Origin of the sequence: Phyllobacterium sp. 628, from assembly GCF_014189505.1 — a bacterium.
In the GTDB taxonomy this organism is placed as follows: domain Bacteria; phylum Pseudomonadota; class Alphaproteobacteria; order Rhizobiales; family Rhizobiaceae; genus Phyllobacterium.
On sequence record NZ_CP050301.1, the window covers coordinates 2,640,982 to 2,666,750 of the forward strand.

At 54.4% G+C, this 25,769-nt stretch carries 33 protein-coding genes and 1 pseudogene; 1 reads left to right on the plus strand and 33 read right to left on the minus strand.

Going from position 1 to position 25,769, the window contains the following annotated elements:
* Window positions 1–15 precede the first annotated feature (15 nt).
* The 32 genes and pseudogenes from HB779_RS14565 to rpsL form a co-directional block, all read right to left on the minus strand.
* Window positions 16–1,440 carry a DegQ family serine endoprotease gene (locus HB779_RS14565; RefSeq protein WP_188343059.1) on the minus strand — a complete coding sequence of 475 codons (1,425 nt, stop codon included), beginning with the start codon at window positions 1,438–1,440 and terminating at the stop codon, window positions 16–18.
* 222 nt (window positions 1,441–1,662) lie between these two features.
* Complete coding sequence (gene rplQ, locus HB779_RS14570; protein WP_188343060.1) at window positions 1,663–2,091, minus strand: 50S ribosomal protein L17; 429 nt, start codon at window positions 2,089–2,091, stop codon at window positions 1,663–1,665.
* A gap of 67 nt (window positions 2,092–2,158) precedes the next feature.
* Window positions 2,159–3,172 (minus strand): DNA-directed RNA polymerase subunit alpha, encoded by a 1,014-nt coding sequence (locus HB779_RS14575; protein WP_091876973.1) that lies wholly within the window; start codon window positions 3,170–3,172, stop codon window positions 2,159–2,161.
* A gap of 108 nt (window positions 3,173–3,280) precedes the next feature.
* Window positions 3,281–3,670 (minus strand): 30S ribosomal protein S11, encoded by a 390-nt coding sequence (gene rpsK / locus HB779_RS14580; RefSeq protein WP_008124952.1) that lies wholly within the window; start codon window positions 3,668–3,670, stop codon window positions 3,281–3,283.
* 130 nt (window positions 3,671–3,800) lie between these two features.
* A complete protein-coding gene (rpsM, locus tag HB779_RS14585) occupies window positions 3,801–4,169 on the minus strand; it encodes a 30S ribosomal protein S13 (protein WP_091876975.1) in 369 nt (122 codons plus the stop codon).
* Between the two features lie 211 nt (window positions 4,170–4,380).
* Window positions 4,381–5,031 (minus strand): adenylate kinase, encoded by a 651-nt coding sequence (locus HB779_RS14590; RefSeq protein WP_188343061.1) that lies wholly within the window; start codon window positions 5,029–5,031, stop codon window positions 4,381–4,383.
* Window positions 5,028–6,368 carry a preprotein translocase subunit SecY gene (secY, locus tag HB779_RS14595; RefSeq protein WP_188343062.1) on the minus strand — a complete coding sequence of 447 codons (1,341 nt, stop codon included), beginning with the start codon at window positions 6,366–6,368 and terminating at the stop codon, window positions 5,028–5,030. Before secY ends, HB779_RS14590 begins: the two co-directional genes overlap by 4 nt.
* Before the next feature lie 207 nt (window positions 6,369–6,575).
* Window positions 6,576–7,052: a 50S ribosomal protein L15 gene (gene rplO, locus HB779_RS14600; protein ID WP_188343063.1), complete on the minus strand. Its 477-nt coding sequence runs from the start codon at window positions 7,050–7,052 to the stop codon at window positions 6,576–6,578.
* A 20-nt stretch (window positions 7,053–7,072) separates the two neighbouring features.
* Entirely contained in the window at window positions 7,073–7,273 is a 201-nt protein-coding gene (gene rpmD, locus HB779_RS14605; RefSeq protein ID WP_188343064.1) for a 50S ribosomal protein L30, read from the minus strand.
* A gap of 57 nt (window positions 7,274–7,330) precedes the next feature.
* Complete coding sequence (gene rpsE, locus HB779_RS14610) at window positions 7,331–7,897, minus strand: 30S ribosomal protein S5 (RefSeq protein WP_008124939.1); 567 nt, start codon at window positions 7,895–7,897, stop codon at window positions 7,331–7,333.
* A 214-nt stretch (window positions 7,898–8,111) separates the two neighbouring features.
* Window positions 8,112–8,475 (minus strand): annotated as a pseudogene (rplR, locus tag HB779_RS14615) (50S ribosomal protein L18).
* Window positions 8,476–8,487: 12 nt separating this feature from the next.
* A complete protein-coding gene (gene rplF / locus HB779_RS14620) occupies window positions 8,488–9,021 on the minus strand; it encodes a 50S ribosomal protein L6 (RefSeq protein WP_188343065.1) in 534 nt (177 codons plus the stop codon).
* Window positions 9,022–9,046: 25 nt separating this feature from the next.
* Complete coding sequence (gene rpsH, locus HB779_RS14625) at window positions 9,047–9,445, minus strand: 30S ribosomal protein S8 (RefSeq protein WP_091876988.1); 399 nt, start codon at window positions 9,443–9,445, stop codon at window positions 9,047–9,049.
* Between the two features lie 12 nt (window positions 9,446–9,457).
* Window positions 9,458–9,763 carry a 30S ribosomal protein S14 gene (gene rpsN / locus HB779_RS14630; RefSeq protein ID WP_182551947.1) on the minus strand — a complete coding sequence of 102 codons (306 nt, stop codon included), beginning with the start codon at window positions 9,761–9,763 and terminating at the stop codon, window positions 9,458–9,460.
* 25 nt (window positions 9,764–9,788) lie between these two features.
* The gene (gene rplE / locus HB779_RS14635; protein WP_112526652.1) at window positions 9,789–10,352 is read right to left on the minus strand and encodes a 50S ribosomal protein L5; all 564 of its coding nucleotides are present in this window, start codon (window positions 10,350–10,352) and stop codon (window positions 9,789–9,791) included.
* A complete protein-coding gene (rplX, locus tag HB779_RS14640) occupies window positions 10,345–10,659 on the minus strand; it encodes a 50S ribosomal protein L24 (RefSeq protein WP_188343066.1) in 315 nt (104 codons plus the stop codon). The genes rplE and rplX overlap by 8 nt, the downstream gene beginning before the upstream one ends.
* 11 nt (window positions 10,660–10,670) lie before the next feature.
* Window positions 10,671–11,039 (minus strand): 50S ribosomal protein L14, encoded by a 369-nt coding sequence (gene rplN / locus HB779_RS14645; RefSeq protein ID WP_068881785.1) that lies wholly within the window; start codon window positions 11,037–11,039, stop codon window positions 10,671–10,673.
* An 84-nt stretch (window positions 11,040–11,123) separates the two neighbouring features.
* Window positions 11,124–11,366: a 30S ribosomal protein S17 gene (gene rpsQ, locus HB779_RS14650; RefSeq protein WP_099999158.1), complete on the minus strand. Its 243-nt coding sequence runs from the start codon at window positions 11,364–11,366 to the stop codon at window positions 11,124–11,126.
* A 10-nt stretch (window positions 11,367–11,376) separates the two neighbouring features.
* The gene (gene rpmC / locus HB779_RS14655; protein WP_182551949.1) at window positions 11,377–11,577 is read right to left on the minus strand and encodes a 50S ribosomal protein L29; all 201 of its coding nucleotides are present in this window, start codon (window positions 11,575–11,577) and stop codon (window positions 11,377–11,379) included.
* A gap of 12 nt (window positions 11,578–11,589) precedes the next feature.
* Complete coding sequence (gene rplP / locus HB779_RS14660; protein WP_106663214.1) at window positions 11,590–12,003, minus strand: 50S ribosomal protein L16; 414 nt, start codon at window positions 12,001–12,003, stop codon at window positions 11,590–11,592.
* A 41-nt stretch (window positions 12,004–12,044) separates the two neighbouring features.
* Window positions 12,045–12,752, minus strand: a complete 708-nt coding sequence (gene rpsC, locus HB779_RS14665) for a 30S ribosomal protein S3 (RefSeq protein ID WP_188343067.1) — start codon at window positions 12,750–12,752, stop codon at window positions 12,045–12,047.
* Window positions 12,752–13,141, minus strand: a complete 390-nt coding sequence (gene rplV / locus HB779_RS14670; protein ID WP_106716807.1) for a 50S ribosomal protein L22 — start codon at window positions 13,139–13,141, stop codon at window positions 12,752–12,754. The genes rpsC and rplV overlap by 1 nt, the downstream gene beginning before the upstream one ends.
* A 2-nt stretch (window positions 13,142–13,143) precedes the next feature.
* Window positions 13,144–13,422 (minus strand): 30S ribosomal protein S19, encoded by a 279-nt coding sequence (rpsS, locus tag HB779_RS14675; protein ID WP_008124912.1) that lies wholly within the window; start codon window positions 13,420–13,422, stop codon window positions 13,144–13,146.
* Window positions 13,423–13,437: 15 nt separating this feature from the next.
* Window positions 13,438–14,271, minus strand: coding sequence for a 50S ribosomal protein L2 (gene rplB / locus HB779_RS14680; RefSeq protein WP_188343068.1), 834 nt, complete (start codon window positions 14,269–14,271; stop codon window positions 13,438–13,440).
* 20 nt (window positions 14,272–14,291) lie between these two features.
* A complete protein-coding gene (locus HB779_RS14685) occupies window positions 14,292–14,585 on the minus strand; it encodes a 50S ribosomal protein L23 (protein WP_188343069.1) in 294 nt (97 codons plus the stop codon).
* Window positions 14,582–15,202 carry a 50S ribosomal protein L4 gene (rplD, locus tag HB779_RS14690; protein WP_188343070.1) on the minus strand — a complete coding sequence of 207 codons (621 nt, stop codon included), beginning with the start codon at window positions 15,200–15,202 and terminating at the stop codon, window positions 14,582–14,584. The genes HB779_RS14685 and rplD overlap by 4 nt, the downstream gene beginning before the upstream one ends.
* Window positions 15,202–15,939, minus strand: a complete 738-nt coding sequence (gene rplC / locus HB779_RS14695; RefSeq protein WP_188343071.1) for a 50S ribosomal protein L3 — start codon at window positions 15,937–15,939, stop codon at window positions 15,202–15,204. Before rplC ends, rplD begins: the two co-directional genes overlap by 1 nt.
* 25 nt (window positions 15,940–15,964) lie before the next feature.
* On the minus strand, window positions 15,965–16,273 hold the full coding sequence (gene rpsJ, locus HB779_RS14700) for a 30S ribosomal protein S10 (protein ID WP_008124902.1): 309 nt from the start codon (window positions 16,271–16,273) through the stop codon (window positions 15,965–15,967).
* A 62-nt stretch (window positions 16,274–16,335) separates the two neighbouring features.
* Window positions 16,336–17,511 carry an elongation factor Tu gene (gene tuf / locus HB779_RS14705; RefSeq protein WP_091877012.1) on the minus strand — a complete coding sequence of 392 codons (1,176 nt, stop codon included), beginning with the start codon at window positions 17,509–17,511 and terminating at the stop codon, window positions 16,336–16,338.
* Between the two features lie 64 nt (window positions 17,512–17,575).
* Window positions 17,576–19,663, minus strand: a complete 2,088-nt coding sequence (gene fusA, locus HB779_RS14710; protein ID WP_188343072.1) for an elongation factor G — start codon at window positions 19,661–19,663, stop codon at window positions 17,576–17,578.
* Between the two features lie 33 nt (window positions 19,664–19,696).
* The gene (gene rpsG, locus HB779_RS14715; RefSeq protein ID WP_008121762.1) at window positions 19,697–20,167 is read right to left on the minus strand and encodes a 30S ribosomal protein S7; all 471 of its coding nucleotides are present in this window, start codon (window positions 20,165–20,167) and stop codon (window positions 19,697–19,699) included.
* Window positions 20,168–20,227: 60 nt separating this feature from the next.
* Window positions 20,228–20,599, minus strand: coding sequence for a 30S ribosomal protein S12 (gene rpsL, locus HB779_RS14720; RefSeq protein WP_008121760.1), 372 nt, complete (start codon window positions 20,597–20,599; stop codon window positions 20,228–20,230).
* Window positions 20,600–21,071: 472 nt separating this feature from the next.
* Between rpsL and HB779_RS14725 the strand changes: the two genes are divergently transcribed.
* On the plus strand, window positions 21,072–21,353 hold the full coding sequence (locus tag HB779_RS14725) for a hypothetical protein (RefSeq protein ID WP_188343073.1): 282 nt from the start codon (window positions 21,072–21,074) through the stop codon (window positions 21,351–21,353).
* Window positions 21,354–21,448: 95 nt separating this feature from the next.
* On the opposite strand, the gene rpoC is transcribed toward HB779_RS14725, so the two are convergent.
* Window positions 21,449–25,657, minus strand: coding sequence for a DNA-directed RNA polymerase subunit beta' (rpoC, locus tag HB779_RS14730; RefSeq protein WP_188343074.1), 4,209 nt, complete (start codon window positions 25,655–25,657; stop codon window positions 21,449–21,451).
* Window positions 25,658–25,769 lie beyond the last annotated feature (112 nt).

A 25,769-nucleotide genomic window follows, 5' to 3' on the forward strand; every position in this document is an offset into this window, starting at 1 on the left:
TCCTGCGTGCCTTCTCTATCGAATAATTTGCCGGATGATATCGCCGCCGCGTTCAAATTCGAAGCGCCACAGCACAGGCTTGCCCGACATTACCTCAGTAAGATCGGCAACATTGGTAATATCGCGGCCATTCACCTTGCGCACGATATCGCCAGGTTGCAATCCGATACGCGCAGCCGGTGTGTTTTGAAAGACCTTCTCAATAGCAACCCCTACCGTCTCCGCAGGCAGACGCAGACGCGCGGCGCTGCTGGGCGTCAGTTTGATAATCTGTGCGCCGGCCAGTGGATTCTTGCCCTGAATAACCGCCTTGTCATTGGGATCATCCGGCCGGGGCTTTTCCAGAACCAGAGAAATCACTTTCTCCTTGGACCGGCTCAACACACCAAGTTTAACCGTTTTGCCGATGCCGGCCGTCGACAGGCGATATCCCAACCCATCGAAATTCTCGATGCGGACATCATCAACCGACAAGACAACATCGCCGACCTGCAAACCGCCCTTCTCGGATGGTCCATCCTTCACGATACTGGTTACCAGAGCACCATAGGGCTGCTTCATGCCAAGGCCGTCGGCGACGTCGGGTGTGACGTTCTGGAAAGTCGCACCGATATAGGGCCGCTCAAACTTGTCGCCGCCCTGCTTGGCGGTTTCCACCACAGCGCGCACCATATTGGACGGAATGGCAAAGCCGATGCCAACGGAGCCGCCCGACCGGGAAAAGATAGCCGTGTTGATACCAACAAGTTTGCCGTCCATACCAATCAGCGCACCGCCGGAATTACCCGGATTGATCGCAGCATCGGTCTGGATGAAGAAATCGAAGTCTGAAATGCCGACACGCGTACGTGCCTGCGCCGAAACAATGCCGCTTGTCACGGTCTGGCCGACACCGAACGGGTTACCGATAGCCAAAACAAGATCACCGACTTCAACCTTGTCGGAATCCGCCAATCCCAGAATTGGCAATTGCTCACCGGCATCGATCTTCAGGATCGCAAGATCGGTAGATTCATCCTTCAGAAGAACCTTTGATTCAAATTCACGTCCGTCTGAGAGGGCGATTTTCACGGTTTCCGCATCCCGGATCACGTGATTATTGGTCACAACGATACCGGATGCATCGACAATAACCCCAGAACCAAGGGAAGATTGAACCCGCGGCGGGCCTTTGAACTGATTGCCGAAGAATTGTTCGAAAAACGGATCGCCCGCAAATGGAGAGCGCTGCTGCACTTCGTGCGCCGCGTAAACGTTAACCACGGCGCCGGCCGTCTGTTTCACCAGAGGCGCGAAGGACAATTGCGTTTCGACGCGGGATGCAGGCACCTGTTTTGCCGTGTCGGTGGTTGTCTGCGCATAAACTGGTACAGCCATACCAGAAACAAGCGCGGAGCAAACCAGAAGCATCCGTGCCGATATCGCGATCCTAGAACTCATGTCGATCTCCCGAAACTGATGAATCAGTAAAGCTTGCCAATCCAATGTGCTGAATTTCCACAGAGATACCAGCCATGAAACAAAGCAAATTTGAGACATTGGTGATGTCAGATCAAATCTGCCATTACGATTTCTCTATCACTAATGCCATTATCGGAAAGCTCAAACAGAAACGGGGCCCGTAAAGGCCCCGATCCAATAGTCCAACGATGCAAAGCCAGATTATGCGGCTTCGGCTTCGCTTGCCTGTTCAGCAGCAACACGGGTCAAATCCTTGGAACCCTTGGCGCTGACATCGCGATCAACGAATTCGACAACTGCGAGCGGTGCATTGTCACCGGTGCGGAAGCCTGCCTTCATAATGCGGATGTAACCGCCATTGCGCTGGCCGTAGCGCGGAGCAAGCGTATCAAACAGCTTGGCAACGAGCTTGGCGTCGCGGATGGCCGAAATGGCCTGACGACGAGCGTGCAGATCGCCGCGCTTGCCGAGTGTGACAAGCTTTTCAACGATCGGACGAATTTCCTTGGCCTTGGGCAGCGTTGTAACGATCTGCTCATGCTCAATCAGTGATGCAGCCATATTGGCAAACATCGCCTTACGATGGCTGGCAGTCCGGTTAAGCTTGCGGCCTGAATTACCGTGGCGCATGAGCCTTCTCCTTCAATTTCTCAGTTCGGGCTCATTGCCCGGGCTTGGTTGTCGGGCAGAGCCCGGATTAATATTGATCTTCGTAACGCTTTGCGAGATCTTCGATGTTTTCTGGCGGCCATGATGGGACTTCCATACCGAGATGGAGACCCATGGAAGCCAGAACTTCCTTGATTTCGTTCAGCGACTTGCGACCAAAGTTCGGTGTGCGCAGCATTTCTGCTTCTGTCTTCTGAATAAGATCGCCAATGTAGACGATATTATCATTCTTCAGGCAGTTTGCCGAGCGAACGGAAAGTTCGAGTTCATCAACCTTCTTGAGCAGAGCCGGATTGAACGCAAGCTCAGTGACCTGTTCCTGCTGTACTTCCTTCTGCGGCTCGTCAAAGTTGACGAAAATCGCCAGCTGGTCCTGAAGAATGCGTGCTGCGTAAGCAACTGCATCTTCACCGGAAATCGAACCATCGGTCTCGATCTGCAGGATCAGCTTGTCATAATCGAGAACCTGACCTTCACGGGTGTTCTCGATCTTGTACGATACCTTGCGAACCGGTGAGTAGAGGCTGTCAACCGGGATCAAGCCGATTGGCGCATCTTCCGCACGGTTGCGGTCAGCAGGAACGTAGCCCTTGCCGGTGTTAACGGTGAATTCCATGCGGATTTCAGCGCCCTCGTCCAGCGTGCAGATAACGTGTTCCGGGTTGAGGATTTCGATATCGCCAACCGTCTGAATGTCGCCAGCCGTAACAACGCCTGGGCCTTCCTTACGGACGACCATGCGCTTTGGACCGTCGCTTTCCATGTGGATAGCGATTTCCTTGATGTTCAGGACGATATCCGTCACATCTTCACGAACGCCGGGGATCGAAGAGAATTCATGCAGAACGCCATCGATCTGTACAGCAGTCACGGCAGCGCCGCGCAGTGAAGACAAGAGAACACGGCGCAGAGCATTGCCGAGCGTCAAGCCAAAACCGCGTTCAAGCGGTTCGGCGACGACCGTTGCCTTTGTCTTCGAGCCGGAGGTCTGGAACTCGACCTTGTTCGGCTTGATCAATTCTTGCCAGTTTTTCTGGATCATCTAGTTTTTCCCTATCCTTGCCTTGCCACCATCCAATCGTGGCAATGAAGCGTGGAAACCGTAGAGGAGCTGAAATCAGCTCTTGCGGTCAAATCTTGTCGAAACAGATTAGACGCGGCGACGCTTGCGCGGGCGGCAGCCATTGTGCGGGATCGGCGTTACATCGCGGATCGATGTAATCGTAAAACCAGCAGCCTGGAGTGCACGCAGAGCCGATTCACGGCCGGAGCCCGGTCCACAAACTTCAACTTCGAGCGAACGCATGCCATGTTCCTGTGCCTTCTTGGCACAATCTTCAGCAGCCATCTGTGCAGCAAAAGGCGTGGATTTACGTGAACCCTTGAAGCCCTGCGCACCAGCGGAGGACCAGGCAATCGCATTGCCCTGCGCATCCGTGATGGTGATCATCGTATTGTTGAATGTCGAATTAACGTGGGCAACGCCCGACGAAATGTTTTTGCGCTCGCGGCGGCGAACGCGTGTGGCTTCCTTGGCCATAGTAGTCCTTTCAGTTGATCTCGACGCCTCCGTATTTCCAGAGGCTCCACCATGGTTTCAGTTAAAGTGCGAAACCGGCACTTGTCTCTGCAAAAGCAGAACCGGCGCAGCGAACCGCGCCGGAGCGATCTTACTTCTTCTTGCCGGCGATTGCCTTGGCAGGACCCTTACGGGTACGCGCATTGGTGTGCGTACGCTGGCCACGAACTGGCAGGGAGCGACGATGACGCAGACCGCGATAGCAGCCCAGATCCATCAGACGCTTGATGTTCATCGAAACTTCACGACGCAGATCACCCTCAACGTGGTAATCGCGATCGATTGTTTCACGAATCTGCAGCACTTCGGCGTCGGTCAACTGATTGACACGACGTTCAGCAGGAATGCCGACCTTAGCGACGATTTCCTGTGCAAATTTTTGACCAATCCCGTGAATGTACTGAAGCGCGATAACAACGCGCTTATTCGTCGGGATGTTGACGCCAGCAATACGAGCCACGTCTGTTCTCCTTGTTAACCGGCAGAGCTGGGATACCAATGTGGCAGGCCAGATGACGGGATGAAAATGATATCCGGGACAAACACAAACGATCAGCCCCGAACCTGCTTTACCGGATCGGCGCCGATCGCTTCATATCCAAGCGAATTTCCGCCGTCTTTGAAGGAATCGCTTCGAAAAGTCAACTCCTCCTGTACATTTTTGTCGAAATCTAAAGTTCCGCCAAAATCTTTTCGATTGATGCTGTGACTTCCTCGAAGTCCGCCATACCATCAACCTTCTTCAGCTTGCCCTTGGCATAGTAATAGCCAATCAGGGGCGAAGTCTGTTTGTAATATGCTTCAAGCCGTGTGCGGACTGTCTCGGCATTGTCATCGGGACGCCGCTTGAACTCATGCGAACCGCATTTATCGCACACGCCCGGTACCTTGGGCTGCTTGTTGGTGTCGTGATAACCTGTACCGCATTTGGCGCAGGTGTACCGTCCGGAGATCCGCTCGACGAGCACATTGTCATCGACTTCAAGCTCGATCACACAATCAAGCTCAAAATGCTTGTCTTTCAGCATTTTCTCGACCGCATCGGCCTGGACAAGTGTCCGGGGATAACCATCGAGAATAAAGCCGTTGGCGGCGTCAGGCTGATCAATGCGCTCTGAAACGATCGCATTGACAATTTCGTCGGATACCAGCTTGCCGGCATCCATGACAGCCTTGGCGCGCAAACCGACATCGGTTCCGGCTTTGACTGCATCCCGCAACATATCCCCGGTGGAGAGCTGCGGTATCCCTAGTTTTTCTACCAAGCGCTGAGACTGAGTTCCCTTACCTGCCCCCGGTGGTCCGAGAAGTATTAATCTCATCTGTTCCGCTTTCCTCCCCGGAGCTTCGACTTCTTGATAAGCCCCTCATATTGATGCGCAATCAGGTGACCCTGGATTTGTGCAACCGTATCGAGCGTAACGCTCACGACAATCAGCAGCGATGTACCGCCGAGATAGAAAGGAACGCCAGCCCAGGAAATCAGGAACTCCGGCAGCATGCAGATCAAGACAAGATAGCCTGCGCCGAGAACCGTGATGCGGGTCAGAACGTAGTCGATATACTCTGCAGTGCGCTCGCCTGGGCGAATGCCGGGAATGAAGCCTGAATGCTTCTTCAGCTGGTCGGCGGTGTCCTTCGGATTGAACACAAGGGCCGTGTAGAAGAAGGCAAAGAATACGATCATCGCGGCATAGGACGCCATATAAAGCGGCTGGCCATGACCAAGCGACGACAGGATCGTTGTTGCCCATGCGGGCATCTGATGGCTCTGAGCAAAGCCCGCGATCGTAGCAGGCAGAAGCAGCAGCGACGATGCGAAGATCGGCGGAATAACACCAGCAGTGTTAAGCTTCAACGGCAGGTGCGAGGTATCGCCCTGGAACATGCGGTTGCCAACCTGACGCTTTGGATACTGGATCAGCAAGCGGCGCTGCGCGCGTTCAACAAACACGATGATGCCGATGACAGCAATTGTCAGAACGATAATTGCAAGAATAACGCCGGTTGAAAGCGCACCTGTGCGGCCGAGTTCCAACGTGCCGGAAATAGCCTGAGGCAGGTTGGCAACAATGCCGGAGAAGATGATCAGCGAGATGCCGTTACCGATACCGCGTGCAGTAATCTGTTCGCCAAGCCACATCAGGAACATTGTACCGCCGACGAGCGTGATAACCGTCGAGAACAGGAAGAATGGACCCGGATTGGTGACAATACCCTGGCTGCCCTGCAAACCAACCGCAATCGCATAGGCCTGAACCGTTGCCAGAAGCACCGTTCCGTAGCGCGTATATTGATTGATGACCTTACGGCCCTGCTCGCCATCTTTCTTCAGCTGTTCAAGCGCCGGAATAACCGACGTCATCAACTGAACGATGATCGAAGCGGAAATATAGGGCATGATGCCGAGCGCAAAGATCGCCATACGAGCGACCGCGCCACCGGCAAACATGTTGAACATGCCAAGAATGCCCTGCGCCTGATGGTTGAAGGCCTGAGCATAAGCAGCAAGATTGATACCCGGAAGCGGGATGTAGGTGCCGAGCCGGTAAACCAGCAATGCGCCAAGCGTAAACCAGATACGCTTTTTGAGCTCTTCAGCTTTCGAAAAAGCCGAGAAGTTAAGATTAGAGGCGAGCTGTTCAGCGGCTGATGCCATAAGTAGTCTCCGGTCTGCGCCCGTCAGGCAATGACGGTCCTACCCAGATATGTGCCGTTACTGCGCCGTGCATCCTCATGGACGCACCAACACTGCGTTTTACCCATCATATTTGCCAAAGAATCGGTACGGGTTTTTTGGTAAATATGATGCGGGACGAAAAAAGTACAAGCGGCGACCCTAAGGCCGCCGCTTATAAAAGCATATTTATTCTGCAGCTGCTTTAACAGCAGGAAGCTTGACGGAACCGCCTGCCTTTTCGATCTTTTCGATCGCGACCTTGGAGGCGCCAGCAACTTCAATCGTTACTGCAGAAGTGATCTCACCACCGGAAAGCAGACGAACACCGTCTTTAGCGCGGCGGATAACGCCGGCGGCCTTCAGGGTTTCAATCGTGATCGCAACCTTGGCATCGAGCTTCTTCGCATCGATAGCTGTCTGGATGCGGCCAACAGATACTTCATTGAAGTTCTTCATGAAGATGTTGGTGAAACCGCGCTTTGGCAAGCGACGGTAAACTGGCATCTGTCCGCCTTCGAAGCCATTGATGGCAACGCCGGAACGGGACTTCTGGCCCTTCACACCGCGACCAGCAGTCTTGCCGGAACCGGAACCGATACCACGGCCAACACGCTTGCGAGCTTTGGTGGCGCCTGGGTTTTCACTCAGATCATTGAGTTTCATTTGATCAATCTCCGGAGTTCTTAAGCCTCGTCCACAACGCGGACGAGATGCTGAACTTTTGCAATCATGCCACGGACGGAAGGCGTATCTTCCAGAACCCGGCGGCGATGCATCTTATTGAGGCCCAGGCCGATCAGCGTTGCGCGCTGGTCTGCCGGACGGCGGATAGGGCTACCGATCTGTTCGACCGTAACCGTCTTACCCTTCTTGTTCTCAACCATGACTTATATCCTTTAGTCTACAGCTGGCGGGATCGAGATCCCTGCCCTGCCGCGCTACTATTCTTCCGAACCAACCACGTCGCGGCGACGAGCCTGCAGTGTGGAGTACTTGATGCCGCGCTGTGCAGCGATGTCCTTGGGGTGCATCTGGTGCTTCAAGGCATCGAACGTTGCGCGAACCATGTTGTATGGGTTCGACGAGCCAAGCGACTTGGCAACGACGTCCTGTACACCAAGCGTCTCGAAAACAGCGCGCATTGGACCACCGGCGATGATACCAGTACCAGCAGTTGCTGCACGAAGCAGAACCTTGCCGGCGCCATGACGGCCGTGAACATCGTGATGCAAAGTACGGCCCGAACGCAGCGGTACGAAAATCATTTCGCGCTTGGCAGCTTCTGTTGCCTTGCGGATAGCTTCCGGCACTTCACGTGCCTTGCCATGACCAAAACCAACGCGGCCCTTCTGATCGCCGACAACGACGAGAGCAGCAAAGCCAAAACGCCGGCCGCCCTTGACGACCTTGGCGACGCGGTTGATGTGAACAAGCTTGTCAACGAATTCGCTATCGCGCTCTTCGTTACGGCCACCACGATCGTCGCGGCCTCTCTTTTCCTGTGCCATGCTCCTAATTCCTTTTTCTTTTCCGGTAGCACGAATGAAGTTACAGCGCCGTGCATCTAAGTGGAGGCACATAGAACGCGGTAACGGGTTAGAAGCGCATATACTATTCCAAAACTCAAAGTTGATTTTTGGCGATATGCACTGCGAAGTCCGGCTTACAAGAGACGAGCCCTTGCAGTTCCGGACTTCGATAGTTTTGCCTTAAAAAGCGATCTTAGAAACTAAGACCAGCTTCACGGGCAGCTTCTGCAAGTGCCTTTACGCGGCCGTGGTAAATATAGGCACCACGATCAAAGACAACTTCCTTGATGCCAGCCTTGACAGCGCGCTCTGCAACGAGCTTGCCGATCAGGGCCGCAGCATCCGAGATCTGCACCGGTCTTCAGCTTGCCCTTAAGGTCAGCTTCGAGAGTGGATGCGGATGCAATTGTGTGTCCACGCGCATCGTCAATGACCTGCGCATAGATATTCTTCGAAGAACGGTGGACGCTGAGCCGCGGACGGTCACCGGCAACCGCCTTGAGCTGGCGGCGAACACGCGAAGCGCGACGCTGAATGATTTCTTTCGGCGATGCCATGACACGAATTCCTTACTTCTTCTTACCTTCTTTGCGAACGATCTTCTCGCCCGCATACTTCACGCCCTTGCCCTTGTAAGGCTCTGGGCCACGATATTCGCGGATCTCAGCGGCAACCTGACCAACCTGCTGCTTGTCGATGCCGGTGATGACGATTTCCGTCGGCTTCGGCACTGCAACAGTGATACCTTCCGGTACCTGGTAGACCACTTCGTGGCTGAAACCGAGCGACAGCTGGACATTCTTGCCCTGCATAGCCGCACGATAACCAACACCATTGATCTCGAGACGCTTTTCAAAACCGTCCTTAACACCCTGGAAGATGTTGACGATCATCGTGCGGCTCATGCCCCACTTCGACCGTGCGGTCTTGCTGCTGTCACGCGGATCAACGCGAACGGCGTTATCTTCGAACTTAACCAGAACTTCGTCATTGGCGACAAAGCTCAGTTCACCCTTAGGGCCTTTGGCCTTAATGGTCTGGCCGTCCACGCTGGCGGTTACGCCTGCCGGGACTGCAACTGGTTTTTTACCGATACGAGACATTTTTCAAACCTTTTCAAGCCTGTGATTAGAATATACGGCAGAGCAATTCGCCGCCGACATTCTGTTCACGTGCCTCGTGGTCTGCCATCACGCCCTTAGGCGTGGACAGGATCGAAATACCAAGACCGTTCGCAACCTGCGGGATCGACTTGACCGAAACGTAAACGCGACGGCCAGGCTTCGAAATACGGGTAATCTCACGGATTACTGGTACGTTCTCGAAATACTTCAGTTCGATTTCGATCTCGGACTTACCGTTTTCAAAATCAACCTGGCTGTATCCGCGGATATAGCCTTCGGACTGGAGAACATCCAGAACGCGTGCGCGCAGCTTGGAGGCAGGTGTAGAAACCTTGCCCTTCTTGCGCATGATTGCGTTACGGATACGTGTCAGCATATCGCCGAGAGGATCTGTCATAGACATCTGTCTTCTCCCTTACCAGCTCGACTTCACGATGCCAGGCACCTGGCCGAGCGAACCCAGCTGGCGCAATGCGATACGCGACATTTTCAGTTTGCGGTAATAACCGCGCGGACGACCCGATATTTCACAACGATTGCGAATACGAACCTTGGTGGAGTTGCGTGGCAGTTCTGCCAGCTGGATAGTAGCGCGGAAGCGCTCATCCAGAGGAAGCGACTGATTCATCACTACTGCCTTCAAACGCGCACGCTTTGCAGCATACTGTTTGACGAGCAAACCACGGCGCTTGTTCTTTTCGACTGCGCTAGTCTTTGCCATTTCAAATACCTCGCTACGCTTGCCGTTACTGGCGGAAGGGGAAGTTGAAGGCGCGCAAAAGAGCGCGGGCTTCGTCATCCGTCTTCGCAGTCGTGCAAACGATGATGTCCATGCCCCAGATCTGATCAACCTTATCGTAGTTGATTTCCGGGAACACAATGTGTTCCTTGATACCCATGGCGAAGTTGCCACGACCATCAAAGCTCTTTGGATTCAGACCGCGGAAATCTCGAACGCGCGGCAGCGCGATCGTGATCAGGCGATCCAGGAATTCGTACATACGCTCTTTACGAAGTGTAACCTTCGTGCCGATCGGCATATTCTCACGTACCTTGAAGGTAGCAATCGAATTACGCGCACGGGTAATAACCGGCTTCTGACCAGCAATCAATGCCAGATCTTCAGCTGCGACAGTTGGCTTCTTGGAATCAGCTGTCGCTTCGCCAACGCCCATGTTCAGAACAACTTTGGTGATGCGGGGAATCTGCATCTCGTTGTCATATTTGAACTGTTCGAGAAGGTCTTTACGTACCACTTCAAGGTACTGCTTCTTCAAACGAGGTTCGATCTTTGCAGCTGGATTAGCCATCGATCTGGTCTCCCGAACGCTTTGCTACACGTACCTTATCGCCATTCTCGAGGACCTTGAAGCCAACACGGGTCGGCTTGCCATCCTTGGGGTCGGCGACTGCGAGGTTCGACAGATGGAGCGGCGCTTCTTTCGAAATGATGCCGGCTTCCTGAGTCTGTGTCTGCTTCTGGTGACGCTTGACAAGATTAACGCCGCGAACGAGCGCCTGCTCATCCTTCGGCAAAACTTTGATTACTTCGCCGGTACGACCTTTGTCCTTACCAGCAAGAACGACAACACGGTCGCCTTTACGGATCTTCTGCATCGTCTGCTCCTTTAGAGTACTTCTGGAGCCAGCGAGATGATCTTCATGTGGTTCTTTGCGCGAAGTTCGCGCGGAACCGGTCCGAAGATACGCGTGCCGATAGGCTCTTTCTTGTTGTCGATCAGGACAGCTGCGTTCTTGTCGAAACGAATAACGCTACCATCTGCGCGACGGATGTCCTTGGCTGTGCGAACAACCACAGCTTTCATCACGTCACCCTTTTTAACACGGCCGCGCGGAATTGCTTCCTTGATCGAAACGACAATAATGTCGCCGACCGAAGCATACTTCCGCTTCGAGCCGCCCAGCACCTTGATGCACATGACACGACGGGCGCCGGAATTATCCGCGACGTCGAGGTTTGTTTGCATCTGAATCATGACTAGCCGCCTTCTTCTTGTTCAACCGGACTGGGCTTTCCTTGCCCCTCGCGATTGTTGCGTACTTACATACAGATATTAATATTAACTTGCTGGGGCGTCAGTTACGACAACCCAACGCTTATCTTTCGAGATTGGCTTCGATTCCTGGATGGAAACGGCATCGCCGACCTTGAACTGGTTATTCTCGTCGTGGGCCTTGTACTTCTTGGACTGGCGCACGGTCTTCTGGAGGAGCGGGTGCGAATAGCGCCGCTCGACCTTGACCACGACGGTCTTGTCGTTTTTGTCGCTGACGACAACGCCCTGCAGAATGCGTTTAGGCATGGTTTTTTCCTTAAGCCTTGCTTACGACCGCTTTCTGGCGGGCGACTGTCTTGATGCGCGCGATATCACGGCGAATCTGCCGGACACGTGCGGTTTTTTCCAACTGGCCAGTTGCTTTCTGGAAGCGCAGATTGAACTGCTCTTTCTTCAGCGTAGCCAACTCTTCATTCAACTGATCGAGGCTCAAAGCCCGAACTTCTGCGGATTTCATAACATCCACCCCTTATTCTGCGATGCGCTGAATAAAGCGCGTCTTGACCGAAAGTTTTGCCGCTCCGAGGCGAAGAGCCTCACGAGCCACTTCTTCCGAAACGCCGTCGAGCTCAAACATGACGCGGCCTGGTGCTACACGAGAAGCCCAGTAATCCACCGAACCCTTACCTTTACCCATGCGGACTTCGGTAGGCTTTGATGTAACTGGTACATCCGGGAAAATCCGGATCCACACACGGCCGGCACGCTTCATGTGACGGGTAATTGCACGGCGAGCGGCCTCGATCTCACGCGCGGTAACGCGGTTCGGCTCGAGGGCCTTCAGGCCGAAAGCACCAAAATTAAGATCCGTGCCGCCTTTCGACGCGCCGTGGATACGGCCCTTGAACTGCTTGCGGAACTTTGTGCGCTTAGGCTGCAGCATTGTTCTCTACTCCAAAATTCTCTTTCCGGAAAGACGCTATTTTAAGCGTTTTCGCGGCGACGGTTCTGACCCTGATGACCATCACCTTCAACAGCGCGACGTTCAGAGGCCATTGGGTCATGCTCAAGGATTTCGCCCTTGAATACCCAAACCTTGACGCCGCAGATGCCGTAGGCGGTGTGTGCTTCAGCAGTTCCGTAATCGATATCGGCACGAAGAGTATGCAAAGGCACACGGCCTTCACGGTACCATTCCATACGAGCAATTTCCGCGCCGCCAAGACGACCCGAGCAATTGATACGAATGCCTTCTGCACCAAGACGCATGGCCGACTGAACGGCACGCTTCATGGCACGGCGGAATGCAACACGGCGTTCCAACTGCTGAGCGATTGACTGCGCAACCAGTACTGCGTCTGTTTCCGGCTTGCGGACTTCAACGATATTGAGCGTTGTGTCTGCATTTGTCATTTCTGACAGCTTGCGGCGCAACTTCTCGATATCGGCGCCCTTTTTGCCGATGATCAGACCTGGACGTGCAGCGTGGATCGTGACGCGGCACTTCTTGTGCGGACGCTCGATCACAACCTTGGAAATCGCAGCCTGCTTCAACTCGTCCATCAGATACTTGCGGATCTTGATGTCTTCATGCAGCAGCTTGCCGTATTCACCTGTGTTCGCGTACCAACGCGAGTCCCAGGTCCGATTGATGCCAAGGCGGAAACCAATCGGATTAATCTTCTGGCCCATTATGCGGCCTCCCCTTTTTCCTCAGCTTCGCGAACAACGATCGTCAGATGTGAGAATGGCTTCTCAATCCGGCTTGCACGACCGCGGCCACGAACGTGGAAACGCTTCATCACGATTGACTTGCCTACATAGGCTTCAGCAACAACCAGAGTGTCAACATCCAGGTCATGGTTGTTTTCAGCGTTGGCGATAGCTGATTCGAGAGTCTTTTTCACCGTTCCTGCAATCCGCTTACGCGAAAATTCCAGATCGGCAAGAGCGGCGTTAACCTTCTTGCCACGGATCAGAGCAGCCACCAGATTTAGCTTCTGAGGGCTGATGCGGAGCGTGCGGGCAACGGCTTTCGCCTCGTTGTCCTTAAGCTGGCGCGGAGCCTTAGCCTTGCCCATCGTTATTTCCTCTTCGCTTTCTTGTCCGCGCCATGACCGTAATAGGTACGCGTCGGAGCGAATTCACCGAACTTGTGTCCGATCATCTCTTCGTTGACGGAGACCGGTACATGCTTGTTACCATTGTACACACCGAAGGTCAGACCGACGAACTGTGGCAGGATCGTGGAGCGACGGCTCCAGATCTTGATAACTTCACTGCGACCGCCCTCACGTACCTTCTCAGCCTTCTTGAGAAGATAGCCATCGATGAACGGGCCTTTCCAAACTGAACGAGCCATTTCAGACTACCTCTCTTATTTCTTGCGCTGATGACGCGAACGAGCGATGAACTTGTCCGTCGACTTGTTGGAGCGCGTCTTCTTGCCCTTCGTAGGCTTACCCCACGGAGAAACAGGATGACGACCACCTGACGTACGACCTTCACCACCACCGTGCGGGTGATCAACCGGGTTCATGGCAACACCGCGAACGTGCGGGCGCTTGCCAAGCCAACGGCTGCGGCCTGCCTTACCAAGGCTGATATTGCCATGGTCAGGGTTGGATACTGCACCGACCGTGGCAAAGCACGAACCGTGGACAAGGCGCTGTTCACCTGAGTTCAGGCGAAGGATTGCCATGCCCTGATCGCGGCCAACGAGCTGCGCATAAGTACCGGCGGAGCGAGCAATCTGACCGCCCTTGCCTGGCTTCATCTCCACATTGTGGATGATGGTACCGACCGGGATCGACGACAATGGCATCGCATTGCCTGGCTTCACGTCTGTCTGTGCGCCAGCAATAACGCTGTCGCCAACTGCCAGACGCTGTGGCGCCAGAATGTAGCTCAGCTCACCGTCTTCGTAGCGGATGAGAGCAATGAATGCGGTCCGGTTCGGATCGTATTCAAGGCGTTCAACCTTGGCAGCCACATCATGCTTGCGGCGCTTGAAATCAACGAAGCGATAAGTGCGCTTATGACCACCACCCTGATAGCGTGCAGTGACGCGACCGGTGTTGTTACGACCACCCTTTGACGACAGACCTTCGGTCAGAGCCTTCACAGGCTTGCCCTTGTAGAGCTCCGAACGGTCCACGATAACCAGCTGACGCTGACTTGGTGTGGTTGGATTATAATGTTTGAGTGCCATTGTCTTTACTCCACGGCCCCTCAGAGACCAGTCGAAACATCGATCGACTGCCCTTCGGCAAGCGTCACGACTGCTTTCTTGACATCGCTCTGGCGCCCGACGATGCCGCGGAACCGCTTCACCTTGCCTTTGCGCACAGACGTATTGACGGCAGTAACCTTCACGCGGAAGAGCGCTTCGACTGCTGCCTTGATTTCCGGCTTCGTTGCCTTGCGGGCTACGTTGAAGACGACCTGGTTATGTTCAGAAACCAGGGTCGACTTTTCCGTAATAACCGGGCTGACGATCACGTCGTAATGGCGAAGATCGGTCATTTGAAACGCTCCTCGAGAGCTTCAACTGCAGCCTTGGAAAGCACGAGCTTGCCGCGACGCAGGATGTCATAAACATTGATGCCCTGAATTGGCAGAACATCAATGTTCGGGATGTTCGAGGCTGCACGACGGAAATTTGCATCAATCTCGGCACCGCCGATGAGAAGCGCATTTTCGAAGCCAAGCTTGGCGAACTGCGAAACAAGTACCTTTGTCTTTGCATCGGCTGAAGCCAGATCATCGATGATGATGAGTTCTGAAGCCTTTACCTTGGCAGACAGGGCATGACGGAGTGCAAGAGCACGAACCTTCTTAGGCAGGTCATGTTCGTGGCTGTGAACAACCGGACCATGAGCCTTACCACCGCCGCGGAACTGCGGAGCACGAGCTGAATGGTGACGGGCGCGGCCCGTTCCCTTCTGCTTGTACATCTTGGCGCCGGTCCGTGCGATTTCCGAACGGCCCTTTGCCTTGTGCGTTCCCTGCTGCTTGCGGGCAAGCTGGTAGCGTACCATGCGCTGAAGGATGTCGTCGCGTGGCTCAAGACCGAAAATCTCCTCGGAGAGTTTCACCTTGCCGGCGTCTTTGCCTTCAAGTGTTGTAATCGTGAGATCCATTATTCGGCTCCCTCAGTTGTCTGCGCTACTTCTGCATCAGACACAGCTGCTGCGGTGTTTGCGGCCTGGCGAACACCAGCTGGCTTGGGAGCAGAAGCTGGCAGCGCTACCTTCATGGCATCGCGCACCAAAATCCATGCACCCTTGGAGCCAGGAACAGCACCACGAACCAGAATAAGGCCACGATCCAGATCGGTCGAAACAACTTCGATGTTCTGGGTGGTGATACGGGTCGAACCCATATGACCGGCCATCTTCTTTCCCTTGAACACTTTGCCCGGATCCTGACGCTGACCGGTCGAACCGTGAGCGCGGTGGGTTACCGAGTTACCGTGTGTTGCGCGGTGACCGCCGAAGTTATGGCGCTTCATCGAACCGGCAAAACCTTTACCGATTGAAGTACCAGTCACATCGACCTTCTGGCCGGCAACATAATGTTCGGCGGTGATCTCGACGCCGACATCAAGAAGATTGTCAACAGAGACGCGGAATTCCGCTACTTTCGCCTTTGGCTCGACTGACGCTGTCGCGAAGTGGCCGCGCAAGCTCTTTGTCGTATTCTTTACTTTGGCCAGGCCAACACCGAGCTGAACGGCAGTGTAGCCATTCTTCTCGACTGTACGCTGAGCCACAACCTGACAATTCTCCATCCGGAGTACTGTCACCGGCACATGCTCACCTGCGTCATTGTAGACGCGAGTCATGCCCAGTTTCTGTGCAATTACACCTGAACGCATCGGTTCGTCCTTCCGTCCTCAAGCCTTACAGCTTGATCTCGACATCAACACCAGCGGAAAGATCGAGCTTCATCAGCGCGTCTACTGTCTGCGGGGTTGGGTCTACGATATCGAGAAGACGCTTATGAGTGCGCATCTCGAACTGTTCGCGGCTCTTCTTGTCGATGTGCGGCGAGCGATTAACCGTGAACTTCTCGATCCGCGTAGGAAGCGGGATCGGTCCGCGCACATTGGCACCGGTACGCTTGGCAGTCGACACGATTTCCCGCGTCGAATCGTCAAGGATCCGATGATCAAACGCCTTAAGGCGAATGCGGATGTTTTGACCGTTCATTTCATCTTTTCCTTGTTTTGCGGAGACGCCTATAGCAGGCGCCTCTGCATAAAACCTTAATATTACTCAATGATCGAAGCGACGATGCCAGCACCGACGGTACGGCCACCTTCACGGATAGCGAAGCGGAGCTTCTCTTCCATGGCGATCGGCACGATCAGCGTCACATCAACCGAGATGTTGTCGCCAGGCATGACCATTTCCGTGCCTTCCGGCAGCGTTACCACACCCGTCACGTCGGTCGTGCGGAAGTAGAACTGCGGACGGTAGTTGGAGAAGAATGGCGTATGACGGCCACCTTCATCCTTCGTCAGGATATAGGCTTCTGCCTTGAACTTCGTGTGCGGCTTGACCGAACCTGGCTTGGCAAGGATCTGGCCACGCTCAACGTCTTCACGTCCAACGCCGCGGATCAGCGCGCCGATGTTGTCGCCTGCCTGGCCCTGATCGAGCAGCTTGCGGAACATTTCAACGCCGGTAACTGTTGTCTTCGTCGTCGGCTTGATGCCGATGATTTCAACTTCTTCACCAACCTTGACGATACCGCGTTCAACGCGGCCCGTCACAACCGTACCACGGCCCGAGATCGAAAATACGTCTTCGATCGGCATCAGGAACGGCATGTTGATCGGACGCTCTGGTGTCGGGATGTACTTGTCAACTTCAGCCATCAGCGCGCGCACTGCGTCTTCGCCGATTTCCTTGTTGGAATCTTCAAGTGCAGCCAAAGCCGAACCCTTGACGATCGGTACATCGTCGCCCGGGAAGTCGTATTTCGACAGAAGCTCGCGCACTTCCAGTTCAACCAGTTCCAGAAGCTCGGCATCGTCAACCTGATCAACCTTGTTCAGGAAAACAACGATCGCAGGAACACCAACCTGACGGGCAAGCAGAATGTGCTCGCGGGTCTGTGGCATCGGACCGTCGGCAGCCGAAACAACCAGGATCGCGCCGTCCATCTGCGCAGCACCGGTGATCATGTTCTTCACATAGTCAGCGTGGCCTGGGCAATCAACGTGTGCATAGTGACGCGCTGGCGTCTCATACTCAACGTGCGCCGTCGAGATCGTGATGCCGCGGGCCTTTTCTTCAGGCGCTGCATCGATCTGGTCGTAAGGCTTGTACTCACCAAAATACTTCGTAATCGCTGCCGTCAACGACGTCTTGCCATGGTCAACGTGACCAATCGTGCCGATGTTGACGTGCGGCTTGTTACGTTCAAACTTGCTCTTAGCCATCTGAGCTCTCCGTTATATGTTCGCCTGCTCAGGCTTAACTCAACTGTCAAGCGCAACCTTATGGTTACGCAAACTTCTTCTGAATTTCCTGCGCGACAACTGCCGGCACAGGTTCGTAGTGGTCAAACTGCATGGTGTACTGTGCACGACCCTGGCTCATCGAGCGCAGATTGCTCACATAACCAAACATGTTGGCCAGCGGGACATTTGCGTTGACGACAGTCGCGATACCACGCGCTTCCGTACCCGAAATCTGACCACGACGTGAATTCAGATCACCAATCACGTCACCGACGTAATCTTCAGGTGTAACAACTTCGACCTTCATGATCGGTTCGAGCAGCTGGGCACCAGCCTTCTGCGCACCTTCGCGGAATGCAGCGCGAGCTGCGATTTCGAAGGCGAGAACCGAGGAGTCGACATCGTGGTAAGCACCGTCGATCAGCGTGGCTTTCACGCCGAGCATCGGGAAGCCTGCGAGCGGACCCGCACCCATGACGCTTTCGATACCCTTTTGAACGCCGGGAATGTATTCCTTAGGAATGGAACCGCCCACGATCTTCGATTCAAAGATGAACTCATCGCCATCATGTGGCTCGAAGATCACCTTGATACGAGCGAACTGGCCCGAACCACCCGACTGCTTCTTGTGGGTGTAGTCAATTTCCGCCTTGCGTGTAATCGATTCACGATAGGCAACCTGCGGCTGACCAACATTTGCCTCGACCTTGAACTCGCGACGCATACGGTCAACGAGAATGTCGAGATGAAGTTCGCCCATGCCAGCAATGATTGTCTGGCCTGATTCTTCGTCCGACTTGACGCGGAATGAAGGATCTTCAGCAGCAAGACGATTAAGCGCGAGGCCCATCTTTTCCTGGTCTGCCTTGGTCTTAGGCTCGATCGAAATTTCGATCACCGGCTCAGGGAAAATCATCCGCTCAAGGATAACCGGCTTCAGAGGATCGCAGAGCGTATCACCTGTTGTGGTTTCCTTCAGGCCTGCCAAAGCAACGATGTCACCGGCAAACGCTTCTTCGATGTCTTCACGCGAGTTGGAATGCATCTGCAGCATACGGCCGATACGTTCGCGCTTTTCCTTGACTGTGTTGTCGAGCGAAATGCCCTTGGTCAGCTTGCCGGAATAGATACGGCAGAATGTCAGCGAACCAACGAACGGATCGTTCATGATCTTGAATGCAAGCATCGACAAAGGCTCTTCGTCGGAAGACTTGCGAACTGTTTCTGCTTCAGTCTTAGGATCGATACCCTTGATCGAAGGAACATCAACAGGCGAAGGCAAGAAGTCAACGACACCATCAAGAAGTGGCTGTACGCCCTTGTTCTTGAACGCCGAACCGCAGAATACCGGATGGAAATCAACGCGGCATGTACCGATACGGATCAGCTTACGGATTGTATCATTGTCTGGCATGTTGCCTTCGAGATAGGCTTCGGTCGCTGCTTCGTCGACTTCGACGGCAGTTTCGATCAGCTTTTCACGATATTCTTCTGCACGTTCCTTAAGATCGGCAGGAATTTCAACGACATCCCACTCAGCGCCCAGCTGCTCATCGCGCCAGACCAGAGCCTTCATTTCGATCAGATCGACAACGCCCTTGAATTCTGTCTCAGCGCCGATTGGCAGCTGCATAACGAGAGCTGTTGCACCAAGACGCGACTTGACCATTTCGACGCAGCGATAGAAATCGGCGCCGGTCTTGTCCATCTTGTTGACGAAGATCATACGTGGAACGTGATACTTCTCAGCCTGACGCCATACGGTTTCAGTCTGCGGCTCTACACCGGCGTTGGCATCGAGCAGTGCAATCGCACCGTCGAGAACGCGCAGCGAGCGCTCTACTTCAATCGTGAAGTCAACGTGGCCTGGCGTATCGATGATGTTGAAGCGACGCTTCTTGCCATCACGGCCTGTCCAATATGTCGTGGTTGCAGCGGAAGTGATCGTGATACCACGCTCCTGCTCCTGCTCCATCCAGTCCATGGTTGCGGCGCCATCATGAACTTCACCGATTTTGTGCGACTTGCCGGTGTAATAAAGAATACGCTCGGTGGTCGTGGTCTTGCCGGCGTCGATGTGCGCCATGATACCGAAGTTACGGTAGTCTTCGATTTTATATTCGCGGGCCATGATCTGGTGCCTCTAAGAATAGGGTTTCGACGATTACCAGCGGTAATGCGAGAATGCGCGGTTGGCTTCTGCCATGCGATGCGTGTCTTCACGCTTCTTGACAGCCGAGCCGCGGTTGTTTGCAGCATCCAGGAGCTCGCCGGACAGGCGATCAACCATCGTGGTCTCATTGCGACCGCGAGCGGCATTGATCAGCCAACGGATTGCAAGAGCCTGACGACGCTCTGGACGAACATCAACCGGTACCTGGTAAGTCGCACCACCAACACGGCGCGAACGCACTTCAACGTGCGGCGCAACATTGTCGAGGGCCTGATGGAACAGGGCAACCGGCTCCTGCTTGCTCTTGGCTTCAACCGACTCAAGCGCACCGTAAACGATACGTTCAGCAATCGACTTCTTGCCATGATGCATGACTGCATTCATGAACTTTGTCAGAACGAGATCGCCGAACTTTGGATCCGGGTTGATCTCACGCTTTTCTGCACTATGGCGTCTGGACATATTCTCTGTCTCTTATCTGCATCGGGTTGACCTACCTGGTGGCCAAAGTCCCGGAAAATCTTACTTCGGACGCTTCGCACCGTACTTGGAACGGCGCTGCTTACGATTCTTGACGCCCTGCGTATCGAGAACACCACGAATGATGTGATAACGAACGCCCGGCAAATCCTTTACACGGCCGCCGCGGATCATCACGACAGAGTGTTCCTGAAGGTTGTGGCCTTCACCCGGAATGTATCCGATAACTTCGAAGCCATTCGTCAAACGCACCTTGGCAACCTTACGAAGAGCCGAGTTTGGCTTCTTTGGGGTCGTCGTATAGACGCGAGTGCAAACGCCGCGCTTCTGCGGGTTTTCCTGCAAGGCAGGAACTTTATTGCGCTTTACCGGCGCAGTGCGCGGCTTGCGGATCAACTGGTTTACGGTAGGCATTCAACCTTCCCTCTTTCACAAATCTCGTATCTTCGCCCGTCAGGGCCGTTTCAGCGCCATGCTCATGCACGAATTCGGGCAACTAAACCACCGCGAGGGTGGTTGCCCGAATAAAAGCAGAGGAAGCCCTGAGGCCTCATGCGAGCGGCAAATTGCATTTCGTTCGTAAAACGAACCCTGTTTGAGATGAACTCCAGAGCGTGTCGCTCCGAAACGGCCAATCTCACATCGGCTCAGATGTGCTGCTGATACTTTGTCCCCTGCTCTACGTCAAGCCTGAAGTCTAAATATTATTAAGGTTTGGAGCGTTTTGGGGCACTTTGGGGCCTGACTGGAAGATTGTTTCGCGCAATCGGCACGATTTCAAGCAATCTTTCGCATCATGCACAAGGATTTGCACCATTCACAAGACGCCGCCAGCTGTTTTGGCTAAACTTGAGCCTCAAAACACACAGATTCGGCAATCATTACCATGTCTACACCCCCTGCCGACTCAAAACCGGTCCATCTCGTCGTTGCCGACGTGTGGAAGAACAAAGACCACGAGCCACGGCAGGTGCATCTGCTCCTTATGAACGATGATGCCGATGGACTGGTCCAGACAGCGCTGCAGATACTGGCCAATGAGGGTTATGAAGAGGCCGAGCTGCTCGAGATCGGCACCTTGACCGAACAGCCGGAGGAAGAACCGCATCTCTCAGCCTGGAAAACCGCCCTCACCGGTCAGGCCGCGCTGATCGAATTCAACGAATAGCGCAGCAATCCGCTAATCTGTATTTGTATAAAACATCTGGAAACAAAAAGGCCGCCTCGAAAGGCGGCCTTTTTCTTGTTCTTTAAGCAACCAGCTTATTCAGCCGGGGTGCCTGTCATGTCGGTCAACATGGCGTCAACCTTGGCAGCACCGGCTCCGCTTTCCTTGCGGCGCTCATCGATGATCAATTCATCGCGGGCACCGGCAATGCGGCGGATCTGCTTGACCGTGCCACCGGTACCGGCCGGGATAAGACGGCCCACGATGACGTTTTCCTTCAGGCCCTGCAGCGCATCCATCTTACCGGCAACAGCAGCTTCCGTGAGGACGCGTGTTGTTTCCTGGAAGGACGCAGCAGAGATGAACGACGGTGTCTGCAGCGAGGCTTTGGTGATGCCGAGCAGCACTGGAGTGCCATAGCCCGACTTCTTGCCATCTTCCTCAAGACGCTCGTTGATCTCGTCAAGTTCAATCCGGTCAACGTGATCACCGGCGATGAAGCCTGTGTCACCTGACTCGGTGATCTCGACCTTCTGCAACATCTGACGAACAATCACTTCGATGTGCTTGTCGTTGATCAGAACGCCCTGCAGACGATAGACTTCCTGGATTTCATTGACGAGGTACGAAGCAAGTGCTTCCACGCCCTTGATGGCCAGAATGTCGTGCGGCGCTGGATTGCCGTCGAGGATATAATCGCCCTTTTCGATCGCATCGCCATCCTGAAGATGGAAAGGCTTGCCCTTGGGGATCAGATATTCAACAGGCTCGAGCGTCTCGTCGTTCGGTTCAATAACGATGCGGCGCTTGTTCTTGTAGTCGCGGCCGAAACGAACCGTACCTTCGATCTCTGCGATGATCGCATGATCCTTTGGACGGCGTGCTTCGAACAGTTCGGCAACGCGCGGCAGACCACCGGTGATGTCCTTGGTCTTGGCGCTTTCCATTGGAATACGGGCAAGAACGTCACCCGCCTTCACATGGGAACCAGGCTCAACCGAAAGGATCGATTCAACCGACAGCTGGAAGCGTGCATCGCCACCCTTTGCCAGTTTCAGAACCTTGCCGTCCTTGCCCTTGACCACGATGCATGGCTTCAGATCCGAACCGCGTGGTGTTGAACGCCAGTCGATAACCACGCGCTTGGTGATGCCCGTGGACTCATCCGTGGTTTCCGAAACGGAAAGACCGTCGACCATGTCTTCGAATTCGACATGACCTTCGACTTCCGTCATGACCGGGCGGGTATAAGGATCCCACTCGGCAACACGCTGGCCGCGCTTAACCGTATCGCCATCATCGACGTAGATGCGCGAACCGTAGGTAACACGGTGTGTTGCACGTTCCTTGCCTGTCGCATCAAGAATGACAACAGCCATGTTACGGCCCATGACGACCAGATGGCCATCAGAGTTACGCACCACATTGCGGTTACGGATCTGCACAGTGCCTTCATAGCTGGCTTCGAGGAACGACTGATCCACAACCTGCGCCGTACCACCAAGGTGGAACGTACGCATCGTCAGCTGCGTGCCAGGCTCACCGATCGACTGAGCAGCGATAACGCCGACAGCTTCACCCTGGTTGACCGGAGTACCACGGGCCAGATCGCGGCCGTAGCACTTGGCGCAGATGCCGCCGCGGGTCTCACAGGTGAGAGCCGAACGGATGCGGATGGACTGAACGCCTGCCTTTTCAATGGCATCAATATCGAACTCGTCGATAATGTTGCCACCGGTGACAAGAACGTCACCCGTCAGCGGATGCAGGATGTCTTCCAGTGCCGTACGGCCGAGAACACGCTGGCCAATGGTCGCAACGACCTGACCGGCATCAACGATCGGCTGCATGGTGAGGCCCGTTGTCGTGCCGCAATCCACCGAGATGACAATGCAATCCTGTGCGACGTCAACGAGACGGCGTGTCAGGTAACCGGAGTTAGCCGTCTTCAAGGCGGTATCGGCAAGACCCTTACGGGCACCGTGTGTCGAGTTGAAGTACTCGTTCACGGTCAAGCCTTCCTTGAAGTTCGAAATGATCGGCGTTTCGATGATTTCGCCCGAAGGCTTGGCCATCAATCCGCGCATACCACCCAGCTGACGCATCTGGCTTGGCGAACCACGAGCGCCGGAATGCGACATCATGTAGATCGAGTTCATCTGCTTCTGGCGACCAGTAACAGGATCGAACTCAACGGCCTTAATTCGGGCCATCATTTCGTCAGCGACCTTCTCGGTGCACTTGCCCCAGGCGTCGACGACCTTGTTGTACTTTTCGCCCTGAGTGATCAGGCCGTCATTGTACTGCTGTTCATATTCGGTGGCCAAGGCAACGGTTTCAGCAACCAGCTTTTCCTTGGTTTCCGGAATGATCATGTCGTCCTTGCCGAAGGAAATACCGGCACGGCAAGCATGGCTGAAGCCAAGCTGCATGATGCGATCGCAGAAAATGACCGTCTCTTTCTGTCCGCAATGGCGATAGACCGTGTCGATCATCTTGGAGATGTTCTTCTTGGTCATTTCCTGATTGCAGATGTCGAAAGGCACATTGTGGTGCTTCGGCAGCAATTCACCGATGATCATACGGCCAGGCGTCGTGTCGAAAATCTTCGACGTTGGCTTGCCGTCCGCATCAATGCTCTTGAAGCGGCCCTTGATCTTGGTGTGCAGGGTCACAGCACCGCTGCCAATGGCGTGATGCAATTCACCGATATCGGCAAAGGCCATGCCTTCGCCCGGCTCCTTAGCCGCAACGATCGACAGATAGTACAGGCCCAGAACCATGTCCTGTGACGGAACGATAACCGGCAGACCGTTTGCAGGGTGCAGGATGTTGTTCGTCGACATCATCAGAACGCGGGCTTCAAGCTGCGCTTCCAGAGAAAGCGGAACGTGAACAGCCATCTGATCGCCGTCGAAATCCGCGTTGAAAGCGGTACAGACGAGCGGATGCAGCTGGATTGCCTTGCCTTCGATCAGGATGGGTTCGAATGCCTGGATGCCAAGACGGTGCAGCGTCGGCGCACGGTTCAGCAGAACCGGGTGCTCGCGGATGACTTCGTCAAGGATATCCCAGACTTCCGGCTTCTCCTTTTCAACCAGTTTCTTCGCCTGCTTGACGGTCGAGGAATAACCCTTGGCGTCGAGACGGGCATAGATGAACGGCTTGAACAGTTCGAGCGCCATCTTCTTTGGCAGACCGCACTGGTGCAGCTTCAATTCAGGACCGGTCACGATAACCGAACGGCCGGAATAATCGACGCGCTTGCCGAGCAGGTTCTGACGGAAGCGGCCCTGCTTGCCCTTGAGCATATCGGACAGCGACTTCAGCGGACGCTTGTTGGCGCCGGTGATGACGCGGCCGCGACGACCGTTGTCGAACAGAGCATCAACCGATTCCTGAAGCATGCGCTTCTCGTTGCGGATGATGATGCCAGGCGCGCGCAGTTCGATCAGGCGCTTCAGACGGTTGTTACGGTTGATCACACGACGATAGAGGTCGTTCAGATCAGACGTCGCAAAACGGCCGCCATCCAGCGGAACAAGCGGACGCAGGTCCGGCGGAATAACTGGAACGATCTTCATGATCATCCATTCCGGACGGTTACCCGATTCCATGAAGTTTTCGACGATCTTCAGACGCTTCATCAGCTTCTTCTGCTTCAGGTCGGAAGTCGTTGTTGCCAGTTCCTCACGCAGGGTGCCGGCAATCTTCTCCAGATCCATGGAAGCCAGAAGCTCATGAATAGCTTCCGCGCCGATCAGTGCCGTGAAGGAATCTTCACCGAACTCATCGACAGCGATCATGTATTCTTCTTCTGAAAGCAGCTGATGCTCTTTCAGAGATGTCAGGCCAGGCTCGGTCACGATGTAGTTCTCGAAATAGAGAACGCGCTCGATACCCTTAAGGGTCATGTCGAGCAGAGTGCCGATACGGCTAGGCAGGGACTTCAGGAACCAGATGTGCGCAACCGGAGCTGCGAGTTCGATATGGCCCATGCGCTCACGGCGAACGCGCGACAACGTCACTTCGACGCCGCACTTTTCGCAGATGATGCCCTTATACTTCATACGCTTGTACTTGCCGCACAAGCATTCATAGTCCTTGATCGGCCCGAAGATCCGAGCGCAGAAGAGACCATCCCGCTCCGGCTTAAACGTGCGGTAGTTGATCGTCTCCGGCTTCTTGATCTCACCGTATGACCAGGACAGAATCTTCTCAGGGCTGGCAATCGAAATCCGGATGGAATCGAATGCCTGTACAGGCACCTGAGGATTGAAAAGATTCATGACCTCTTGGTTCATGCCGTTTCTCCATGGGGCAAAAAAGTGCCCTCTACTTGCGATGGATAGCCGCCGCCGCGGGTCCATCTAGATCAAATGCCGCTTCCTCAGCGGCCCGAAAAACTGGTTGGGT

Coding starts and splice junctions, on each gene's coding strand:
- HB779_RS14565 (WP_188343059.1), bottom strand. CDS start 1,440: ATGAGTTCTAGGATCGCGATATCGGCACGGATGCTTCTGGTTTGCTCC.
- rplQ (WP_188343060.1), bottom strand. CDS start 2,091: ATGCGCCACGGTAATTCAGGCCGCAAGCTTAACCGGACTGCCAGCCAT.
- HB779_RS14575 (WP_091876973.1), bottom strand. CDS start 3,172: ATGATCCAGAAAAACTGGCAAGAATTGATCAAGCCGAACAAGGTCGAG.
- rpsK (WP_008124952.1), bottom strand. CDS start 3,670: ATGGCCAAGGAAGCCACACGCGTTCGCCGCCGCGAGCGCAAAAACATT.
- HB779_RS14590 (WP_188343061.1), bottom strand. CDS start 5,031: ATGAGATTAATACTTCTCGGACCACCGGGGGCAGGTAAGGGAACTCAG.
- secY (WP_188343062.1), bottom strand. CDS start 6,368: ATGGCATCAGCCGCTGAACAGCTCGCCTCTAATCTTAACTTCTCGGCT.
- rplO (WP_188343063.1), bottom strand. CDS start 7,052: ATGAAACTCAATGATCTGAGTGAAAACCCAGGCGCCACCAAAGCTCGC.
- rpmD (WP_188343064.1), bottom strand. CDS start 7,273: ATGGTTGAGAACAAGAAGGGTAAGACGGTTACGGTCGAACAGATCGGT.
- rpsE (WP_008124939.1), bottom strand. CDS start 7,897: ATGGCACAGGAAAAGAGAGGCCGCGACGATCGTGGTGGCCGTAACGAA.
- rplF (WP_188343065.1), bottom strand. CDS start 9,021: ATGTCTCGTATCGGTAAAAAACCAGTTGCAGTCCCGGCAGGCGTAACC.
- rpsH (WP_091876988.1), bottom strand. CDS start 9,445: ATGTCTATGACAGATCCTCTCGGCGATATGCTGACACGTATCCGTAAC.
- rpsN (WP_182551947.1), bottom strand. CDS start 9,763: ATGGCAAAGACTAGCGCAGTCGAAAAGAACAAGCGCCGTGGTTTGCTC.
- rplE (WP_112526652.1), bottom strand. CDS start 10,352: ATGGCTAATCCAGCTGCAAAGATCGAACCTCGTTTGAAGAAGCAGTAC.
- rplX (WP_188343066.1), bottom strand. CDS start 10,659: ATGCAGAAGATCCGTAAAGGCGACCGTGTTGTCGTTCTTGCTGGTAAG.
- rplN (WP_068881785.1), bottom strand. CDS start 11,039: ATGATTCAGATGCAAACAAACCTCGACGTCGCGGATAATTCCGGCGCC.
- rpsQ (WP_099999158.1), bottom strand. CDS start 11,366: ATGCCTAAACGCATTCTGCAGGGCGTTGTCGTCAGCGACAAAAACGAC.
- rpmC (WP_182551949.1), bottom strand. CDS start 11,577: ATGAAATCCGCAGAAGTTCGGGCTTTGAGCCTCGATCAGTTGAATGAA.
- rplP (WP_106663214.1), bottom strand. CDS start 12,003: ATGCTGCAGCCTAAGCGCACAAAGTTCCGCAAGCAGTTCAAGGGCCGT.
- rpsC (WP_188343067.1), bottom strand. CDS start 12,752: ATGGGCCAGAAGATTAATCCGATTGGTTTCCGCCTTGGCATCAATCGG.
- rplV (WP_106716807.1), bottom strand. CDS start 13,141: ATGGGCAAGGCTAAGGCTCCGCGCCAGCTTAAGGACAACGAGGCGAAA.
- rpsS (WP_008124912.1), bottom strand. CDS start 13,422: ATGGCTCGTTCAGTTTGGAAAGGCCCGTTCATCGATGGCTATCTTCTC.
- rplB (WP_188343068.1), bottom strand. CDS start 14,271: ATGGCACTCAAACATTATAATCCAACCACACCAAGTCAGCGTCAGCTG.
- HB779_RS14685 (WP_188343069.1), bottom strand. CDS start 14,585: ATGACCGATCTTCGCCATTACGACGTGATCGTCAGCCCGGTTATTACG.
- rplD (WP_188343070.1), bottom strand. CDS start 15,202: ATGGATCTCACGATTACAACACTTGAAGGCAAAGACGCCGGCAAGGTG.
- rplC (WP_188343071.1), bottom strand. CDS start 15,939: ATGCGTTCAGGTGTAATTGCACAGAAACTGGGCATGACTCGCGTCTAC.
- rpsJ (WP_008124902.1), bottom strand. CDS start 16,273: ATGAACGGTCAAAACATCCGCATTCGCCTTAAGGCGTTTGATCATCGG.
- tuf (WP_091877012.1), bottom strand. CDS start 17,511: ATGGCTAAGAGCAAGTTTGAACGTAACAAGCCGCACGTCAACATCGGC.
- fusA (WP_188343072.1), bottom strand. CDS start 19,663: ATGGCCCGCGAATATAAAATCGAAGACTACCGTAACTTCGGTATCATG.
- rpsG (WP_008121762.1), bottom strand. CDS start 20,167: ATGTCCAGACGCCATAGTGCAGAAAAGCGTGAGATCAACCCGGATCCA.
- rpsL (WP_008121760.1), bottom strand. CDS start 20,599: ATGCCTACCGTAAACCAGTTGATCCGCAAGCCGCGCACTGCGCCGGTA.
- HB779_RS14725 (WP_188343073.1), top strand. CDS start 21,072: ATGTCTACACCCCCTGCCGACTCAAAACCGGTCCATCTCGTCGTTGCC.
- rpoC (WP_188343074.1), bottom strand. CDS start 25,657: ATGAACCAAGAGGTCATGAATCTTTTCAATCCTCAGGTGCCTGTACAG.